At 59.7% G+C, this 14,162-nt stretch carries 14 protein-coding genes and 2 tRNA genes; 4 read left to right on the top strand and 12 right to left on the bottom strand.

From position 1 onward, the window contains the following. From RSF91_RS11190 to RSF91_RS11210, 5 genes are all read right to left on the bottom strand, one after another. A tRNA-Arg gene (locus tag RSF91_RS11190) sits at positions 1–77 on the bottom strand. Positions 78–80: 3 nt separating this feature from the next. Then, positions 81–170, bottom strand: a tRNA-Ser gene (locus RSF91_RS11195). Positions 171–201: 31 nt separating this feature from the next. Beyond that, entirely contained in the window at positions 202–1,518 is a 1,317-nt protein-coding gene (gene serS / locus RSF91_RS11200) for a serine--tRNA ligase (RefSeq protein ID WP_332568494.1), read from the bottom strand. Between the two features lie 183 nt (positions 1,519–1,701). Continuing rightward, entirely contained in the window at positions 1,702–2,691 is a 990-nt protein-coding gene (ispH, locus tag RSF91_RS11205; protein WP_332568495.1) for a 4-hydroxy-3-methylbut-2-enyl diphosphate reductase, read from the bottom strand. 1 nt (position 2,692) lies between these two features. Continuing rightward, positions 2,693–3,175: an FKBP-type peptidyl-prolyl cis-trans isomerase gene (locus RSF91_RS11210; protein ID WP_099735906.1), complete on the bottom strand. Its 483-nt coding sequence runs from the start codon at positions 3,173–3,175 to the stop codon at positions 2,693–2,695. Between the two features lie 119 nt (positions 3,176–3,294). Here RSF91_RS11210 and radC point away from each other — a divergent pair, with 119 nt between their 5' ends. Further along, positions 3,295–3,975 carry a RadC family protein gene (radC, locus tag RSF91_RS11215; protein WP_332568496.1) on the top strand — a complete coding sequence of 227 codons (681 nt, stop codon included), beginning with the start codon at positions 3,295–3,297 and terminating at the stop codon, positions 3,973–3,975. Beyond that, positions 3,972–4,628, top strand: a complete 657-nt coding sequence (locus RSF91_RS11220; protein WP_332568497.1) for a Smr/MutS family protein — start codon at positions 3,972–3,974, stop codon at positions 4,626–4,628. Before radC ends, RSF91_RS11220 begins: the two co-directional genes overlap by 4 nt. Positions 4,629–4,695: 67 nt before the next feature. Here the strand turns inward: RSF91_RS11220 and RSF91_RS11225 are convergent, their stop codons facing one another. From RSF91_RS11225 to RSF91_RS11245, 5 genes are all read right to left on the bottom strand, one after another. Beyond that, positions 4,696–5,724 carry a M48 family metalloprotease gene (locus RSF91_RS11225; protein ID WP_332568498.1) on the bottom strand — a complete coding sequence of 343 codons (1,029 nt, stop codon included), beginning with the start codon at positions 5,722–5,724 and terminating at the stop codon, positions 4,696–4,698. Positions 5,725–5,727: 3 nt separating this feature from the next. Next, positions 5,728–6,315, bottom strand: coding sequence for a LemA family protein (locus tag RSF91_RS11230; RefSeq protein ID WP_332568499.1), 588 nt, complete (start codon positions 6,313–6,315; stop codon positions 5,728–5,730). 97 nt (positions 6,316–6,412) lie between these two features. Then, positions 6,413–8,500 (bottom strand): bifunctional 2',3'-cyclic-nucleotide 2'-phosphodiesterase/3'-nucleotidase, encoded by a 2,088-nt coding sequence (locus RSF91_RS11235; protein ID WP_332568500.1) that lies wholly within the window; start codon positions 8,498–8,500, stop codon positions 6,413–6,415. Between the two features lie 94 nt (positions 8,501–8,594). Continuing rightward, positions 8,595–8,999 carry a group II truncated hemoglobin gene (locus RSF91_RS11240; RefSeq protein ID WP_332568501.1) on the bottom strand — a complete coding sequence of 135 codons (405 nt, stop codon included), beginning with the start codon at positions 8,997–8,999 and terminating at the stop codon, positions 8,595–8,597. A 138-nt stretch (positions 9,000–9,137) separates the two neighbouring features. Then, entirely contained in the window at positions 9,138–11,675 is a 2,538-nt protein-coding gene (locus tag RSF91_RS11245) for an ABC transporter permease (RefSeq protein ID WP_332568502.1), read from the bottom strand. 107 nt (positions 11,676–11,782) lie between these two features. Between RSF91_RS11245 and RSF91_RS11250 the strand changes: the two genes are divergently transcribed. Next, complete coding sequence (locus tag RSF91_RS11250) at positions 11,783–12,853, top strand: adenosine deaminase family protein (protein ID WP_332568503.1); 1,071 nt, start codon at positions 11,783–11,785, stop codon at positions 12,851–12,853. A gap of 104 nt (positions 12,854–12,957) precedes the next feature. Continuing rightward, positions 12,958–13,323 (top strand): hypothetical protein, encoded by a 366-nt coding sequence (locus RSF91_RS11255; RefSeq protein WP_332568504.1) that lies wholly within the window; start codon positions 12,958–12,960, stop codon positions 13,321–13,323. 8 nt (positions 13,324–13,331) lie between these two features. On the opposite strand, the gene RSF91_RS11260 is transcribed toward RSF91_RS11255, so the two are convergent. Next, entirely contained in the window at positions 13,332–13,661 is a 330-nt protein-coding gene (locus tag RSF91_RS11260) for a hypothetical protein (protein ID WP_332568505.1), read from the bottom strand. 138 nt (positions 13,662–13,799) lie between these two features. Continuing rightward, positions 13,800–14,036 (bottom strand): DUF333 domain-containing protein, encoded by a 237-nt coding sequence (locus RSF91_RS11265; protein WP_332568506.1) that lies wholly within the window; start codon positions 14,034–14,036, stop codon positions 13,800–13,802. Between the last annotated feature and the right edge of the window lie 126 nt (positions 14,037–14,162).

A 14,162-nucleotide genomic window follows, 5' to 3' on the forward strand; every position in this document is an offset into this window, starting at 1 on the left:
TGGTGCGGCTGGCAGGAATCGAACCCACGACCCCTTGGTTCGTAGCCAAGTACTCTATCCAGCTGAGCTACAGCCGCATTTGGCGGAGAGGGTGGGATTCGAACCCACGGTACGTTTGCACGTACGCCTGATTTCGAGTCAGGTACATTCGACCACTCTGCCACCTCTCCTGTGTCGAAGCATCTATTCTAACCTGAAAAATCAGGCCTTCAGCAAAGTTTTTCCGCTCATGTACGAAATCAGTGCTTCAGGCACAGAAATCGAGCCATCTGCGTTCTGATAATTCTCCAGAACAGCAACCAGTGTGCGGCCCACGGCCAGGCCGGAACCGTTCAAGGTGTGAACCAGTTCGTTCTTGCCTTGTGCGTTCTTGAAGCGGGCTTGCATACGGCGGGACTGGAAGGCTTCGCAGTTGGAGACCGAGCTGATTTCACGGTAGGTGCCCTGCGCAGGCACCCAGACTTCCAGGTCATAGGTCTTGGCCGCGCCAAAGCCCATGTCGCCGGTGCACAGGCTCATCACACGGTAAGGAAGGCCCAGCTTTTGCAGCACGGCCTCAGCGTGGCCGGTCATTTCTTCCAGCGCTTCGTAGCTCTTTTCGGGATGAACGATTTGCACCATCTCGACCTTGTCGAACTGGTGCTGGCGGATCAGGCCGCGCGTGTCGCGGCCGCCGGAGCCGGCTTCGGAGCGGAAGCAGGGGCTGTGCGCTGTGAGCTTGATGGGCAGGCGATCTTCAGCCAGCACTTCATCGCGCACCAGATTGGTCAGCGGCACTTCGGCTGTGGGGATCAGGTACAGCGCTGCAGTGTCAGGCACTGGTTCGGCGTCTTGACCACCCTTGTTGGCAGCGAACAGGTCGCCTTCAAACTTGGGCAGCTGGCCTGTGCCTTTGAGCGAATCGCTGTTGACGATATAGGGCACGTAGCATTCGGTGTAGCCGTGCTCCTCGGTCTGCAGGTCCAGCATGAACTGGGCCAGCGCGCGGTGCAGGCGGGCGATCTGGCCTTGCATGACGGTGAAGCGCGAGCCTGTCAGCTTGATACCGGCTTCAAAGTCCAGACCGATGGGTGCGCCCAGGTCCACGTGGTCCTTGATTTCGAAGTCAAAGGTACTGGGCGTGCCAAAGCGGCGCACTTCCACATTGCCTTCTTCGTCTGCGCCCACCGGCACGGATTCATGCGGCAGGTTGGGCACAGCCACCAGCATGGCTTGCAGCTCGGTCTGGATTTGATCGAGGCGCGTAGCGGATTGCTCCAGCTCGCTCTTCATGGCGGCAACTTCGGCCTTGGCGGCTTCAGCAGCGTCTTTTTCACCCTTGCCCATCAGCATGCCGATCTGCTTGGAGAGCTGGTTGCGCTTGGACTGCAGCTCCTCCGTGCGCGTCTGGATGGACTTGCGTTCGGATTCCAGTGCCTTGAAGGCTTCCACGTTCAGGAAGGCTTGGGGGTTCTTGCGGGTCTGCAGTCGGGCGACGACCGAGTCCAGATCTTTGCGGAGAAGTTGAATGTCGAGCATAGATTGAGATTTTAGAGCGACTGGCCGCCTCCGGCTTGCGCTCAGGGGCTTGCGAAGGTTCGCTATTAAAAGCAAAGCGCCTTGCGCTAGCTATTCATAGAGTTCTGGATGAATATCACCTCAAACCTTCAGATAGCCAGCGCAAGGCGCTATGAAATAAAAAGCAATCAGTGTGCTGAAGGCTTAGCGTCCGGTCTCCGGTGCCTTGCGCACTTCGATCTCAAGGCCTGTGGCCTCGTCGATTTTCAGGCCCTTGGGCAGAGGGAATTTGACGGTTTCTTCAATACCGTCCATCTTGCGCACGGCCACGGCACCCAGTTGCTTGATGCGGGCAATAACGTCATTGACCAGCACTTCTGGCGCCGAGGCACCCGCAGTCAAGCCCACGCGAGCAGTATCGGTAAACCACTCTTCTTTGAGCTCGCCCGCGTTGTCCACCATATAGGCGGGCGTGCCCAGACGGGCCGCTAGTTCGCGCAAGCGGTTGCTGTTGGAGCTGGTGGGACTGCCGACGACGATGACCAAATCCACCTGGGGCGCGAGAATCTTCACGGCGTCCTGGCGGTTTTGGGTAGCGTAGCAAATATCTTGCTGCTTGGGTTCACGCACGCTAGGGAAGCGGGCGCGAATCGCAGCCTTGATGCCTGCTGCATCATCCACCGACAAGGTGGTCTGCGTGACCACGGCCAGCTTTTCTGTCTGGCGCGGCGCAACCTTGGCAACATCCGCTTCATCCTCAACCAGATGAATGCCTTCGGACAGCTGCCCCATGGTGCCTTCGACTTCCGGGTGGCCCTTGTGGCCAATCATCAGAAATTCGTAGCCTTCCTTGGCCAGCTTGGCGACTTCGACGTGCACCTTGGTGACCAGCGGACAAGTCGCATCAAAGATGGAAAAGCCGCGGCGCACTGCCTCTTGCTGGACAGCCTTAGAGACGCCGTGAGCCGAAAAAATCAGCGTAGCGCCTTCAGGTACGTCGTCCAGCTCTTCAATAAAGATAGCACCCTTGGCCTTGAGGTCGTTGACCACAAAGGTGTTGTGCACGATCTCGTGGCGCACATAGATGGGCGCGCCGAACTTGGTCAGCGCACGCTCGACGATTTCGATAGCGCGGTCCACGCCGGCGCAAAAGCCGCGCGGCTCGGCCAGCAGAACTTCTTTGCCGCCCAGCACTTCAGAGTACCCCGATCAGCTTCACTTCAAACGTCACGGGCTGGCCAGCCAGCGGGTGGTTGAAGTCAAACAGCACGGCGCCATCTTCGCGCACCTGCACCACTGCACCGGCGTAACTGCCCAGGCCATCAGGCGTGGGGAACTGCACCACATCGCCAGCGGTGTACTTCTCATAGGGGTCACCCAGCTCATTCATGAGCTTGCGTGCCACCCACTGCATCATTTCCGGATTGCGCTCGCCAAAAGCCTCGCCAGCAGCCAGCTCGAAAGTGGTGTGCGTGCCTTCAACCACGCCAATCAGCTTGTCTTCCATGGCAGGAGACAGCTCACCCGCGCCCAGCGACAGGGTTGCTGGCTTTTCATTGAAGGTGTTGATCACATCGCCCGCCGGGCCGGCCAGACGGTAATGCAGCGTGAGAAATGAGCCTGCCTGCACGACGGGCAGGTCCGCGGCAGCGACGGTGGGGGTTGCGCTTGTGGTCATGAAAGTCCCGATAAACTGGGCTTCATTGTAAGAGCGCACCGATAACCTCTTCGCTGCTGCGTTGAGATTGCCGGCTCGCCCCTAAGATTCCTCGCTTTTCGCTAGCTGCCACAACACCCATGCCCATCAAAGACCTGCCACTGGACGCCCAGCCGCGCGAAAAGCTCGCTCAGCGGGGTGCGGCTGCGCTCTCAGATGCCGAGCTGCTGGCCATCATCCTGCGCACGGGCATGGCCGGAAAATCCGTGCTGCAAATGGCACAAGAGCTGCTGGAGCTTCCCGGCACCGGTGGTCTGGCGGGTCTGCTGGCCGCCGATTACAAGGCGCTGAGCAGCGTCAAGGGGCTTGGCCCCGCCAAGCGCGCCGAGCTGATGCCCGTGCTGGAGCTGGCTCGCCGCGCCACCGCGCAGCAGTTGCGCGCGCGAGAAGTGTTTTCATCGCCCGAAGCCGTCAAACATTATCTGCAGCTGCACCTTGCAGCCAAACGCCATGAAGTGTTTGCCGTGCTGTTTTTAGATAGTCAGAACCGCCTGCTGGCTCTGGAAGAAATGTTTCGCGGTACTTTGACGCAAACCTCCGTTTACCCTCGTGAAGTCGTGCTGCGCGCCCTTCACCATCAGGCCGGCGCGGTCATCTTGGCTCACAACCACCCCAGTGGCAGCGTGCAGCCCAGCCATGCCGACCGATCACTGACCGCAACGCTCAAAGCCGCATTGGCACTGATCGATGTCCACGTGCTTGATCACATCATCGTGGCCCCGGGCGTGGCCCACTCCATGGCCGAAGAGGGGCAGTTATGAACCACGCCCACCGCTCTTTGCAAGATCTGGCGGGCGTGTCGCGCCACCTCAAGCTAGCCCGTGAGCAAGCCGAAGCCCTGGCCCGCGCGCAGGCCGAAGCACGCGCCGCGCGCGAACGCGAGCGCAATCTGTTCGCACTCAGCATCGGCAAAGTCACACCGCTGCGCGCACGCAACGAGGTCAGCTTTCAGGAGCCTCCGCCCTCCCCCTTACCGCTGCAACTGGTTCTTGACGAACAAAACGTGCTGCGCGAAGCCATGAGTGACGAGTTTGACGTCAGCACCTTGCTGGATGTGGATGACCAGCTGAGCTTTCGCCGCACTGGCATCGGCCTTGATGTGACACGCAAGCTACGCGGCGGCCACTGGAGCATTCAGCGCCAGCTGGATCTGCACGGCCTGCGCTCTGACGAAGCCCGCGAGGCGCTGGGCCAGTTCATTCGACTCTCGCACCGCACAGGCGTGCGCTGCGTGCGTGTCGTGCATGGCAAAGGGCTTGGATCACCGGGTCGCACGCCCGTTCTCAAGGGCAAGGTCCATAGCTGGCTGGTGCAAAAGAAGGAAGTACTGGCCTTCGTTCAAGCTCGCCCTGCAGAGGGCGGCGCAGGTGCACTGGTCGTGCTGCTGCAGCCGGGAAAGCGCAAGCTTTTTTAGCCGTCAAAACTTCTGTTTTGATAGCTACCTGCGCTTATCCACATTAAGGCTCAGTCTTAAAAGACCACTAAAGTGCCTGAGGCACGGTGTTAGACGGCAAAGGCAGGGGCTGCATATCGCGCCCATAGATGCGGCGTATGCGCTCAGGCACGGTGGGGTGTGACTCCAGCCAGTCTTCAAGGCGGCTGGCATGCGGGGTCTCCGTCAGCAGCATGTGTTGCACGGTGCGGTGGTCCAGCCCCACGTGGCTGCGCGCATCGGCCTGCCAGCTGCCGTATTGCTGCTGCGCCAGCGCACGCTGGGTCAGCACCTTGCGCAGCACGCCACCCAAGCCATCTTTGCTGCGCGTCCACTGCACGGCACGGGCATCGGCCAGATATTCACGCTGGCGCGATACCGCCGCCTTGAGCAACTGGCCACACAGCCAGCCGACAAAGCCCGAGGCCTGAATGAACATGCCAAACCACTGCGTAAAAATGCTGTCGCGCTCACGCAGGCTCTGGCCAAAGTTGTGAATCAGCTCCAGCCCATAAACCATGCCGGCCAGCTGCATGTTCAGTCGCGTATCGCCTTCGCGCAGATGAGACAGCTCATGCGCCACCAGCCCCTGCATTTCTTCGCGATTGAGCTGATCCAGCGCGCCTTGCGTGACAGCGATGATGGCGTCCTCCGCATCCCAGCCAGCCGCAAAAGCATTGATGGCTTCGGTCCGCGCCAGCACCGTGACCTGCGGCGCAGGCCAGTGCGCAGCAATGCACATTTCATCGACGATATTGCACAACTGCTGCTCGGCCAGCGATCCGCCGGGCCGGGCTTCTCTCGCCCCTACGCGTACTGCCAGCTTGCGCCCGCCGTGGCGTAACTGATCAAGCTCAATCCAGCTGCCGCCCAGCACCAGCAGCAAGGTCACGCCGATATTCACGGCGGCAAATCCCGTGGGGTAGTCCCAGCCGCCAAAAAGCATAGTTCCCAGCCACCAGGCCAGCATCAGCCCGAGATGCACCGATGCCACCACGGCCAGCACACACAGCCCAAACACCAGCAGCAGCCAGCGCGTGCTGCGCCGTGCCTCGCGCTGTCTCTCCCAGAAACGCATGGTTTAGAACTTGACTTGAGGGACTGCGCGCTCTTGCTCGTTCTGGGTGGATTGCAGCATTTCCATATGCGCAAAACCCGCCAGACGCGCCACGATCAGATCAGGGAACTGACCTGCTTCATTGTTGAAATCCAGCACCTGATCGTTATAGGCCTGCCGCGCAAAGCCAATGCGGTTTTCAGTGCTGGTGATCTCTTCGCTGAGCTGCTGCATGCGCGCATCCGCCTTGAGCGTGGGATAGGCCTCGGCCAGCGCCATCAGTCGCCCCATCTGGCCACCCAGCGCTTGTTCAGCCACCATCAGCGCGCCCATGGCCTGCGCCTGCCCAGGTGACTGGCGCGCCTTGTCTGCCGCGCTGACGGCGGTGCTGCGTGCACGAATCACCGCCTCCAGCGTCTGAGCCTCGTGCTGCATATAGCCGCGCGCCACTTCCACCAGATTAGGGATCAGGTCATGGCGACGCTTGAGCTGCACATCAATTTGCGCAAAGGCGTTCTCCACCTGATTTTTGTGCGTGCGCAGACGGTTATAGATGGCTACCGCCCAGATAACGATCACCACAACTGCAGCCAAGGCGATATATGCCGTCATACCCTCTTCTCCCTGAATAATTTGTCGCATCATAGCCAGACATCAAAAAAGCCGCCGTGGTCATTGCTGCCACGGCGGCCTGGGTTAAGTCCGAAATTTATTTGGACAGGTCGAGTTGATACTTGCTCGTGTCCTTGCCCGATCCATCATCGGCCATCAACACCGTCACCCCGTTCAGACCGGCTGCCTGGGCCACGCTCAACGCCCCGATACCCGAGTTGAACACCACCGGGCCAGCCGTCGTCACCTTGGTAAAGCGCCAGCTCTTGGCCGCACCGTTGATCGCTCTGGTGATCTGCGGATTCTTGCGCACATACTCAATCACCACATCGCGGTTCGCATCAGGCGAGGCCCAGATAGTGGACGAACCGTCGAGTTTGGGAATAAAGCTGGCACCGCTGGTGGCGCGGTAGTTGTTGGTGGCGATCACAAACTCCTGCGCTGTATCGATGGGCTTGCCCAGATAGTTCAGGTTCTTGATACGACTGCCCACGGGCTGGGTTACGTCGATCTCATACTGCATGTCCGCCGTGGTGAACATGTCGAAGTTGTAGCCCGGGAAGCTGCTGATCAGCGGCTGCTCGGCCATCTTGTTCACATCAATCTGGTTGAAGCGCTTGGCCGCCGCCTCCAGCCAGCTCTTGATGTCCGCACCATTGACCTTTACCGCATACACGGTGTTGGGATAGAGATACAGGTCGGCAGCGTTGTAAATAGCCAGCGGGCCAGCAGCCACATCGGTGAAGTCCTTGCCACCCTGAAAGCCCGATTTGAACGGCGCGCTCACCGACAGCACGGGCAGGCTGGCGTATTGCGGCAGATTGGCCTTGATGTAGTTGCCCACGTAGGCCTGCTGCGCCTGGTTGACGATTTGTATCGCACCGGGGTCACCCACATCGGCAAACAGCGTGCTCATGCGGAAGTCCGTGCTGCCAATCGGCGTCTTCACATAACTGATGGCCGCTTGGTGCTGGGTTTCAATCAGCGGTGCGATCGCAGGGTCAGCATCGACAACCACTGCGCTGCCTGCCGCATCCTTGTTCTGGATATTGCGCAGCTCGCTCTTGCTACCGGCCTTTGCCACACTCCATTTCTTGCCATCCCACTGCAGCGGCAGCTGAATCACGCCCAGCGCCTTGCCCCAGGAATTAGCCATGACAGCAGGCACGCCGTTGATGGTGCCGGCCTTGTTATCCACGCCGCTCTGGCTGAAAGCAGACTTGGCCGATAGATCGGGGAAGACGCTGTGCTGGTGACCCATGACCATGGCATCAATGCCAGCCACCTTGGACAGGTAGAGACCCGGGTTTTCCATGGAGGCTGCATAGGCCGATCCATCCAACCCGCCATGCAGCAGAGCCACCACCACATCCGCACCCTTGGCACGCAGCTCGGGCACATATTTGCTGGCCGCTTCCACCGCGCCCTCGGTGTAGACCTTGCCTTCCAGATAGCGCTTGTCCCAGTTCATGATGCCCGGCGTGGTGAAACCGATCACGCCAATCTTGATGGGCAGCTTGACTTCCTTGCCGTCGCTGCCTTTGGCCACCATGGTGCGCTCCAGCACGGCATAGGGCTGAACCAGCGGCTTTTTAGTCTTGCTGCTGTAAACATTGGCCAGCACAGCCGGATAGCCATTGCCCACACATTTCTGGCTGGCGTTCACGCCTTCCACATCCAAACCACCACCCAGCACCTGATTCAGGAAAGGCAGGCCGTAGTTGAACTCATGATTGCCCAGCGTGCCCGCGTCAAAGCTCAGCGCGCCCATGGCCTTGTACATGGAAAGCTGCTGTGTGCAGGCGATGGGCTTGATCTCGGCTTCGTAATCGGCCAAGGCCGTGCCCTGGATGGTGTCGCCGTTGTCCACCAGCAGCGTATTGGCGAACTCCTTGCGCGCCTGACGAATCAGCGTAGCTGTGCGCTCAAAGCCATAGCTCTTGTCTTCGGCCAGCTTGAAATAGTCATAGCTGCGCACATTGAAGTGCAGATCCGTGGTCTCCAGCACGGCCAGCATGGCGGTCGCGGGCTGGGAGGCGACGGGCGCGCTGCTGTCATCGCTGCCGCCACAGGCGGCCAGCAATGCGGCACAGCCCACGGCCGTCAGCACATGGCGACGATGCCTCAATGTCGAAAAGAAACCGTCTGCGCACAGCTTTGCGCCAGACAAATCGAAATCCTGCATGGTTGACCCTGCTTGTTGAAGTGCAAGCAGTGTCGGCAGCTCTTTTTACAGCGTCATGAAGGTAATTTGACGTTTTGAAACAAGCGGCAAAAAACTAGGCGCCGCGGTTGCGCATCCAGTCGGCGGTATTCATGAAGCTGGCTTTAAGGCGGGTGCGCAGGGCTTCAGGTACACCGGTTTCGCCCATGGCCTGATCCATGCAGGCCACCCACTGGTCGCGCTCCTGAATACCGATGGAAAACGGCATATGGCGCATGCGCAGACGCGGGTGACCAAAGCGCTCCTGGTAATAGTCGGGGCCGCCCAGCCAGCCGCTGAGAAACCAGAACAATTTTTGGCGTGCATCGTCCAGCGTGCTGCCATGCGCCGCGCGCAGTTCCTTGTAGCCCGGCTCCAGGTCCATCAGGTCATAAAAGCGGGCAGCCAGTTGCTGGACTTTTTCTTCTCCACCCATCCATTCATAGGGCGTATCAAACGGTGGCTTTTCTTCAATCTGCATGGTGTGAGTCGGTTGCGGCGTAATGACTCAATTGTCCTTGGCGCGGTTTCACCTGCGCTGACGCAAGGCAATTTATCGATTCAAAAGGCATCAAGCCCAATCAGTACAAGCGCAAGCAGCCATCAATTTTGATAGCACTCATTCTTGAGCCTGCCGCAGCGTCTGCATCACCGGGCGGTTCACCACCTCGCGCAGTGCCCACCAGCCGGCCAGCCAGGCCAGCACCGCTCCGGCCACCGCCCCCACCAGCGGCACCCACCACAGCACGCTCCATTCAAAGTCAAATACCCAGCGTGCCAGCGCCCAGCCCACAGCCAGCGCCACGCAGCTGGCCAGAAAACCGGCCATCAGCCCCACACCCGCCAGCTCTGCACTTTGCACCTGCTGCAGCAGCCCAGACCTTGCGCCTACGGCGCGCATGATGGCGTATTCACGCGCCCGCTCCTCACGCGTGCCGGTGACAGATGCAAACAGCACCACCAACCCGGCCACCAAGGTGAAGCCAAACAAAAACTCCACCGCGCGGATGACCTGATCCATCACCTTCTGCACCTGCGCCAGCGTGCTGCTCAGATCCACATTGGTGATGTTGGGAAACTGATTGACCAGCGCATTGTCAAAGCCCTGCACCGCAGGCGCACGGTAGGCGGCCAGATAGGTGACGGCCACGTTGTCCAGATGCTGCACCGGGTAGATGACAAAGAAGTTCGCGCGCATAGAACTCCAGTCCACCTTGCGCAGACTGGTAATGCGGGCCTCGTTTTCTTCGCCGCCCACATCAAAGCGCAGCGTGTCGCCCAGCTTCAGGCCCAGCGTCTTGGCAATGCCTTCTTCCATGCTGATGGCGCCCTGCTCGCCCGCAGTCCAGCGGCCGCCTGTAATCTGGTTGTGCTCGGGCATGGCTTCAGCGGCGGAGATATTGAACTCTCTGTCCACCATCCGCTTGGCTCGGTCTTCGGCGTAGTCATCGGGGCGCACTTCCTTGCCATTGATGGCAATCAGGCGGCCGCGAATCATGGGGTACCAGTCATAGCTTTGCACGCCCGCTTTTTTGAGCGCGGCCTGAAAGTCCTGTGCCTGATCGGGTTGCACATTGATGACAAAACGATCGGGCGCATTGACCGGCGTGGCCTTGCGCCAGCTGGCGATCAAGTCAGTGCGCAGCAACACCAGCAACACCAGCGCCAGCAAGCCCACGGCCAGCGAGCTGACCTGCACCACCGCATACACCGGCTTGGCTGATATTTGGCGCGTAGCCATCACCATCCAGCGCGGTGCCGTGGCTTCATTGACCACGCGGCGCAGCAGTTTGACCGCAAGCCAGGCCAGCCCCGCAAACAGCAGCGCAGCAGCCGCAAAGCCGCCCACCGCAATCAGCCCCAGCTTAATGTCGCGACTGGCCGCCAGCAGCAAAGCCGCAAAGCCTGCCACACCGACAGCCAGCACCAGCCATGAAGCAGGCTTGAGCGCCCCCAGATCACGACGCATTACGCGCAGCGGCGGCACCTGTGCCAGTTGCAGCACAGGCGGTAACCCAAAGGCCAGTAGCAAGGTCAAACCCATGCCCATGCCCAGCAAGGCCGGCCAGATGCTGGCGGCGGGCAAGGCCGCATCCACCAGCCCGGCAAGCAACCAGACAAAGACATGGTGCACGCCCCAGCCCAGCAACACGCCTGCCAGGCTGGAGGCCAGACCGATACAGACAAACTCCACCACATAGGCCCATGCAATGCGCCGCTGGCTCTGGCCCAGCACGCGCAGCATGGCCGATGCATCGAGATGACTGTTGGCAAACGCACGCGCAGCCAGCGCCACGGCCACGGCAGACAGCAATGCAGACAGCAGCGCCACCAGGCTCAGAAATTTCTCGGCCCGATCCAGCGTCTGCCGCATCTCGGGGCGGCCACTTTCCAGCGACTCAATACGCACGCCATGTTCGGTCTTGGCCTGCTCCTGCGCCCAGGTCAGGTAGCGCTGCGCGGCTTGCTCACCGCTGCGCCCCGCATCGCTGGCTCCAGCGACCGCCAGGCGATAAGTAATGCGGCTTGCAGGCTGTACCAGTCTTGTCGCGGGCAGATCAGCGCTATTAATCATCACGCGCGGCGCAAAGCTCATAAAGCCTGCGCCGCGGTCTGGCTCAACCACGATGATGTGAGAGATGTGAAAGCTGGAATCCCCCAGCAGCAGCGCATCGCCAAGTTTCAAACCTAGCGCCTCCAGCAGCGGCGCATCGACCCAGACGTTACCGCTCTCAGGAATCGCCCTCACTTCCTGCACAGGCTGGCCAGCGCCTTGATTGAGCTGAATCACGCCGCGCAGCGGATAGCCGGGCTCTACGCTTTTCAGCGCCACCAGGCGGCTAGCACCGCCCTGGGCCTGATCAGCGCGAGCCATAGTCGGAAAGCTGGCCGTGGCCACCGTCTGCAAACCCTGCTGCTGCGCCTGATCGACAAAAGCCGCAGGCGTGGGGTTGTCGCTGACCACCACCACATCGCCGCCCAGCAACTGGCGTGCATCGCGCTGCAAGCCGGCCTGCAGACGATCCGCAAAAAAACCCACCGAAGTCAATGCTGCCACCGCCAGCAGCACAGCCACAATAATCAGGCGCAACTCTCCCGCACGCAAATCGCGCCAGAGGTTGCGCAGCCCCAGAATCCAGACAGATGATGCTTGCATGGTCAGAACAATAGCGCAGCTGCCAAAGGCACAACAAAAGCGCCCAGACAAGACCCGTGCAAACCACTTGAGCGCAGGGATGATGGCAAATCACTACCATCGGCGCCATGAATGCCGCGCCGACTGCCCCTACCCCTGAACTGACCGCCTTTGCCCATGCCATCCCCAAGATGGAGCTGCACTGCCACCTGCTGGGCACCGTTCGAAAAAACACGTTTATCGAGCTGACACAGCGCTCCAAAGCACCGCTGACGCTGGAAGAGATCGAAGCCTTCTACACCCGGGGCGAAAAGCCCGTGGGCGTGCTGCGTGTGCTGCGCGCCCTTGACCAGTGGCTGCTGCAGACGCCCGCCGATCTGGAGCGCATTACCTACGAATACCTGCAAGATGCCGCCGCACACAACGTGCGCTACGCCGAATTTTTCTGGAACCCCACGGGCACCGTTGAATGCTCTGGCATGAGCTACGCCACAGCCCAGCAAGCAATTCTTGCAGGCGCTGCGGCAGCACAAAAAGACTGCGGCATCCGTGGACGACTGGTTCCATCGATTGACCGCGAAGCCCCGCCCGAAGCCGCTGTGCAGATGGTGCAATGGATGCTGGAGAACCGCCACGATGACGTGCCCGGCATCGGCATCGATTACCGCGAAAACGAACGCCCGCCCGAGCTGTTTCTGGAGGCCTATGCACTGGCCCGCAAAAACGGACTCAAGACCACGGCCCATGCCAGCGAGTTTGGTCTGCCCTGGAACAATCTGCAAACCGCTGTGGAGCTGCTCAAGGTAGACCGCGTGGACCACGGCTACACCGTCATCGACAACCCCGAGCTGGCCCAGCGCTGTGCCGATCTGGGCATTGTGTTCACCGTCGTTCCCAGCAATTCCTACTACCTGCGCACACTTGCGCCAGAGCGCTGGGCACTGGACCACCCCATCCGCCAGATGCCCGCCTTGGGCCTTCGCGTCCATCCCAACACCGACGACCCCACGCTGCACCATATCGACCCCACGGGCGCGTGGACCAAGATGGTCAGCGAATTTGGCTTTTCCATCGCAGATCTCAAAGGATTCATGCTTAACGGCATTGATGCGGCGTGGATTGATGACGGCGAAAAACGAGCGCTGCGCCAGCAGTGGAGCGCAGAGTTTGATGCGCTGCGCAGCTCAATCAATATTTAAGTAAAAAATGGCTATAGCGCTTACGCACCAAACGCTTAAAGCTATCAATTTTCAATCACAAAAGCTCAGCGCTTGCGTGACCTCTCATTCTTCGTTTCTGCCTCATGCCCTCAGACCAGCCCACCAGCCTTGAAGAAATTCAGGCATCTATCGCCAAGCTCAAAATCACAGAGCAGCAGCTCGAAGCCACCGCTGAAAAGTACGCCAAGAAGATGCAAAGCTCCAGAAAGTGGAACTACTTTGCCATCGCCATGGCCGTGGTGGTCTGCGCAGTCTCGTGGGTCAATCATGCTTCGGGCTGGCTGCGCTGGGGCGTACTGCCCAGCGTGCTCTTCATGGCGCTGTTTTTTGAAGCCATGCGCCGCCTGCTGGGCGTGACCATGCAAAGCAGCATGCGCCAGCTCAAAATTCAGATCAGCGGGCTGGAAACCAAGCTGGCAGAACATCAAGCGGCATCGAAGAATGCATAAACAAAAGGCTAGGGTCTGAAACGCCCCGCTTTATTCATCTCCAAGCCAGCCACTGAGCCCCAAACAAACAAGCCACCCGATGAGGTGGCTTGTTTGTTTTGACTGATGGGAAAGGCTGCTGGCTGAGAGCCGGTCTCAGCGTCTGCCGTGCCCCCGCCCACCATGGTCCTTATGACCACCATGCCCTCCGGGCCGATGACCCTGGTGCTTGTGACCGTGCTGATGACCATGGCCTTGCCCGTAATACCCGCCGCCGTAATAACCGCCATGAGGGCGATGCCCATGACCATGGTGCGCATAGCACCCTGACAGGAATAGCGCGAAGACAGAAACTCCAAGTATCTTTTTCATAGCAATAAGTCTAATTTATTCAAATACTTACTGGTATTCAATGTGTAAGCAAGAGAACTGACTCATTTCCCAGCCCAACCGCACTGGAACTTTCAAAAAGCTTGTGAATTACAGCCCTTCAACGCTCATTGGCTGGCTGACGTCTTGTGGCGCTGCACGCTCTCTTCAAAGGTCGAGCCGTCCGGCAATACGCAGATACTGCGATCGACTTCCGGAGTCTTTTCTATGCGTAACTTGCCGCCAAACTTGCTGCATTGAGCTGCTGCAGGGCTCCCCATATTGATGGAGACCGACTGAGCGCAGCCGCTGACCATGGTTGCGGCTGCAATGACAGCCCCAGCGATACCTAGTGCATGTTTCATGGGCCCAATGTATCAAAACACCAGCCCGCTGCGGTGGGATTTTCAGGGCTGAAGGTCTGCACCGGCCGCCCAGCCCTCAGACTCACATGACGCGAACCTATAGCACTAAGAGCGTGTTTACGATCT

The organism is Comamonas sp. (genome assembly GCF_036643215.1).
Taxonomy (GTDB): domain Bacteria; phylum Pseudomonadota; class Gammaproteobacteria; order Burkholderiales; family Burkholderiaceae_C; genus Comamonas.

Excerpts from the sequence above, each read along its gene's own strand:
- RSF91_RS11240 (WP_332568501.1), bottom strand. The coding sequence starts at position 8,999 with ATGCAGATTGAAGAAAAGCCACCGTTTGATACGCCCTATGAATGGATG.
- RSF91_RS11230 (WP_332568499.1), bottom strand. The coding sequence starts at position 6,315 with ATGACGGCATATATCGCCTTGGCTGCAGTTGTGGTGATCGTTATCTGG.
- RSF91_RS11235 (WP_332568500.1), bottom strand. The coding sequence starts at position 8,500 with ATGCAGGATTTCGATTTGTCTGGCGCAAAGCTGTGCGCAGACGGTTTC.
- RSF91_RS11265 (WP_332568506.1), bottom strand. The coding sequence starts at position 14,036 with ATGAAACATGCACTAGGTATCGCTGGGGCTGTCATTGCAGCCGCAACC.
- serS (WP_332568494.1), bottom strand. The coding sequence starts at position 1,518 with ATGCTCGACATTCAACTTCTCCGCAAAGATCTGGACTCGGTCGTCGCC.
- RSF91_RS11255 (WP_332568504.1), top strand. The coding sequence starts at position 12,958 with ATGCCCTCAGACCAGCCCACCAGCCTTGAAGAAATTCAGGCATCTATC.
- RSF91_RS11245 (WP_332568502.1), bottom strand. The coding sequence starts at position 11,675 with ATGCAAGCATCATCTGTCTGGATTCTGGGGCTGCGCAACCTCTGGCGC.
- radC (WP_332568496.1), top strand. The coding sequence starts at position 3,295 with ATGCCCATCAAAGACCTGCCACTGGACGCCCAGCCGCGCGAAAAGCTC.
- RSF91_RS11220 (WP_332568497.1), top strand. The coding sequence starts at position 3,972 with ATGAACCACGCCCACCGCTCTTTGCAAGATCTGGCGGGCGTGTCGCGC.
- RSF91_RS11225 (WP_332568498.1), bottom strand. The coding sequence starts at position 5,724 with ATGCGTTTCTGGGAGAGACAGCGCGAGGCACGGCGCAGCACGCGCTGG.
- RSF91_RS11210 (WP_099735906.1), bottom strand. The coding sequence starts at position 3,175 with ATGACCACAAGCGCAACCCCCACCGTCGCTGCCGCGGACCTGCCCGTC.
- RSF91_RS11250 (WP_332568503.1), top strand. The coding sequence starts at position 11,783 with ATGAATGCCGCGCCGACTGCCCCTACCCCTGAACTGACCGCCTTTGCC.